The organism is Methanosarcina sp. (genome assembly GCF_035390745.1).
In the GTDB taxonomy this organism is placed as follows: domain Archaea; phylum Halobacteriota; class Methanosarcinia; order Methanosarcinales; family Methanosarcinaceae; genus Methanosarcina.
Genome location: NZ_DAOOUJ010000137.1, coordinates 1 through 1,757, shown reverse-complemented (window position 1 = coordinate 1,757; position 1,757 = coordinate 1). Strand labels below are relative to the sequence as shown.

General features: G+C 41.9%; 1 protein-coding gene. It reads left to right on the top strand.

Going from position 1 to position 1,757, the window contains the following annotated elements; genetic code table 11:
* Positions 1 to 550: 550 nt before the first annotated feature.
* Positions 551 to 1,555 (top strand): GTP 3',8-cyclase MoaA, encoded by a 1,005-nt coding sequence (gene moaA / locus PLL47_RS14870; RefSeq protein WP_324447364.1) that lies wholly within the window; start codon positions 551 to 553, stop codon positions 1,553 to 1,555.
* Positions 1,556 to 1,757: the final 202 nt, after the last annotated feature.

Genomic DNA, 1,757 nt, shown 5'->3' with positions numbered 1-1,757 from the left:
ACATCAAGTGAATGTGTAGAGGAAGCTACAGAAGAAGCAACTGAAGACACATCAAATGAATGTGTAGAGGAAGCTACAGAAGAAGCAACTGAAGACACATCAAAAGAATGTGAAAACTAAAATGATGCAGTAGATGTATAATTCTGCTGCAGATGTCTATAAGGCCGGTGGACAATTATAATCAATCGGCCAAAGTATTAACTTATGTGCTGGAGAGTTAAAGATACTCTCCGCACACAAAGTTACAATTCAACCGATGAATACAACTATTTTTCAGATAGCTTTTCTAACAATTTAAAACAGCAACTTTACCTGATTTAAATAAACATCTGTATATTCGGTAAAAATCAAATTTCAACATTTTCCGCTAATTTTCGAAATAACATGCGCTATCGATTTATATTAGCTGCAATTAGGTATTATAGCAGGCGAGATATATCGCTACCAGATATTCTTTTTAGTTAGAGAGCTTTTGGTGATTCCGGACTACCGGATCGGGATTCTACCAAAAATTATTATTACCCTTATTATATAAATACGCCAGAGAAATATGAAGGACAACAATTCAGGGAAAAATCCCCTGCTTCGGGAAGAGAACGAAGAAAAAGTCCTGGTTGACCCTTACGGGCGCAAAGTAACCGGGCTTCGAATATCCATTACTGATAGGTGTAATCTTTCCTGCATTTACTGCCACAATGAAGGAGCTGACTGCTGCGCCTGCGGTCCCTTAGGGCATGAAATGTCACCCGGGTTGATCTGCAGCATTATCAGAGAGGCAGAGAAATTCGGAGTCCGTAAAGTAAAATTTTCAGGAGGAGAACCGCTTTTCCGAAAGGATTTTGAAGATATCCTTGCCTGCCTCCCCCCTCTAAAAGAAGTTTCGGCAACCACAAACGGTATACTGCTTGAAAAACGTGCAAAAACCCTCAAGGAAGCCGGCCTCAACAGAGTAAACGTTAGCCTGGACACTCTCGACCCCGAGAAATATGGGAGGATCACTGGAGCTCCGCCGGGAGCCCTTGAGAAAGTAATTAAAGGCATCGACAGCGCAGTAGAGGCGAGACTTACTCCGGTAAAGCTGAACATGGTGCTCCTCAAAGGCATAAACGAGAACGAAATTGATGCAATGATGGATTTCATCCGCCCTTATAAAGGAAAAGTTATCCTGCAGCTTATAGAGCTCATGAATATTGACCCTGAGCTTTCAAAGTATACTATTGACTCAAAAGCCCTTGAAAAAAGCCTGGAAGAAAGAGCGAGCGAGGTCAGGGTCCGGCACCTGCACCACAGGAAAAAATATGTTATTGATGGGGTTGAAGTGGAATTCGTTCGTCCGATGGATAATTCGGAATTCTGTGCCCACTGCAGCAGGCTCAGGGTTACAGCCGATGGAAAATTCAAGCCCTGTCTGCTTGTGCACGATAATCTTGTTGATATAGGGGGAGCAAGAAGCCCCGAAGAGATAGAAAAACTGCTCAGGCTTGCGGTAAGCCGGAGAAAACCCTACTACACACCAATCAGGGAAATCAAAAGACTGGAAAAGATGAAAGAATAAGAAGAAAAATGACAGAACAATAGAAAAGCATTCACTAAGGAGAGAAAAAATGAAAATCGAACTTCTGGTAGACGGCAGGAAAATCCCGATGAATGAATTTGTCCAGAAAATTGTAGGAAACGTTATCAGGGCAATGGTAGAGACTCTTCATACAATCGACAGCGGCTGGAAAGAAATTTCAATTCATATAGAAAAGGATGAA